The sequence below is a fragment of the Microbacterium sp. genome (genome assembly GCF_031988965.1).
GTDB lineage: Bacteria > Actinomycetota > Actinomycetes > Actinomycetales > Microbacteriaceae > Microbacterium.
Genome location: NZ_DALZXX010000277.1, coordinates 1 through 1,613, shown reverse-complemented (window position 1 = coordinate 1,613; position 1,613 = coordinate 1). Strand labels below are relative to the sequence as shown.

Annotated in this window: 1 protein-coding gene and 1 pseudogene; one reads left to right on the top strand and one right to left on the bottom strand. The window is 72.3% G+C overall.

Annotation, left to right across the window (positions count from 1 at the left end; all coding sequences use genetic code 11):
• On the top strand, positions 1-861 hold an 861-nt coding region (locus RTM68_RS18700; protein WP_312173827.1), incomplete at its 5' end, for an NADP-dependent oxidoreductase.
• 22 nt (positions 862-883) lie between these two features.
• On the opposite strand, the pseudogene RTM68_RS18695 reads toward RTM68_RS18700, so the two are convergent.
• Positions 884-1,613, bottom strand: a pseudogene (locus RTM68_RS18695) (hypothetical protein); the annotation flags it as partial.

Here is a 1,613-nt window from a genome sequence, read left to right as displayed (position 1 = left end):
CGGCCGGTGCCCCGGCCCGCAGACGACGAGGTGCGCGTGCGGGTCGCCGCGGCGGGCGTCAACCCGGTCGACTGGAAGCTGTTCAGCGGCGAGCCGATGCATGACCCGTACGAACGGTCTCTGCCCTCGGGAAACGGGTACGACTTCGCGGGCACCATCGATGCGGTCGGCGCAGCGGTCGTGGGGTGGAACGTCGGCGATCGGGTGTTCGGCGGGCTCCGCTACCACGCGCAGGCCGACCATCTCGTGATCGATCCACGACTGCTCGTGCGCGTGCCCGACTCTCTCGATCTCGTCGTCGCCGGTGCGCTCAACGTGGTCGGCCGCACAGCCGTCGCCAGCGTCGAGTCGCAGAGCATCGGCCCTGGCGACGTGGTGCTCGTGAGCGGAGCGGCCGGGGGTGTCGGCATCCTCACCGCGCAGCTGTGCGTCGTGCGGGGTGCGCGCGTGCTCGGCACCGCGAGTCCCCGCAATCACGAGCTGCTGGCGCGGCTCGGCATCCATCCCCTCTCCTACGGGGAGGGCCTGGCGGATGCCGTCCGCGCCGCCGCACCCGACGGGGTGACGGTCGTGCTCGACACGGTCGGTCACGGGACGGTCGACATCGCGCTCGAGCTGGGTGTGCCGCCGGAGCGGATCAACACCGTCGCCGACTACGAGGCCAGACAGCGGCATCCCGTGCGCGGCGTCGGCGGAGCCGCAGCGGGCACGGCGGAGCTCGCGGCGATCGCGAAGCTGCTGGCGGAGGGGACGATCGCACTGCCGATCGATTCCGTGCATCCGCTCGAGAACGTGCGCGATGCCTACGCCCGCTCGATGGCCGGCCACGCGACCGGCAAGATCGTGGTCGTCACCGACTAGGCCGGCGGGCCCCCGGGCCCGCTCAGACCTCCGCGATCCAGCGCGTCGAGACGACGTGGTCCACTCGGCTCACCGACCCGAGCCTGCCAGCCGCGTCGACCCGAGCCCGCACCGCCGCGTCGAGGTCGATCACGCTGTACGCGGCGATCGGCGCGATGTGCAGCGTCAGCTCGGCCGACGGCGGGAGGTCCGTGACGTCGATGCGCCACACCGACCCGTCCCAGAAGCGGTCGTTGATGACGACGCCGTCCGCACGAAGCTGAGCGACGTCGCCCTCCCAGTCGATGACGAGCTCGCTGAGGTCACCGGTCACAGAATCCTGCCGCGCGGGCGATGCGATCCGCCAGACGCCCGCGACCTCGTCGAACTGCGCGGCGTCGGGAGCCGCAGAGCGTCCCATCGACGCGCCGTATCGTGCGGGCGGCTCCCCCGCCGGACGCAGCTCCTCGACCGGCAGAGTCGTCGAACGGGGGGCTCCGTCGGTGCGCAGCTCGAGCGACACGAACTCCCCACCTCGCCAGACGCGGCTCACCGGCTGATGCTCCGCGCGCGCGACCAGCCTGCCGGGTTCCCGCCAGACGGCATCCGCCGAGTCGATCAGGTCGTCGCCGAGGTACCAGAGCCGCTCGGCCTGCTCGTCGTCCACGACCAGGATGCGCAGGGCGCGGTCGACCACGACGACATCACCGGGAGCCAGATCGAGCGGCGCGTCGGCATCCGTCCCCGCTCCACGCTGCAGCGCACGCGAGCCC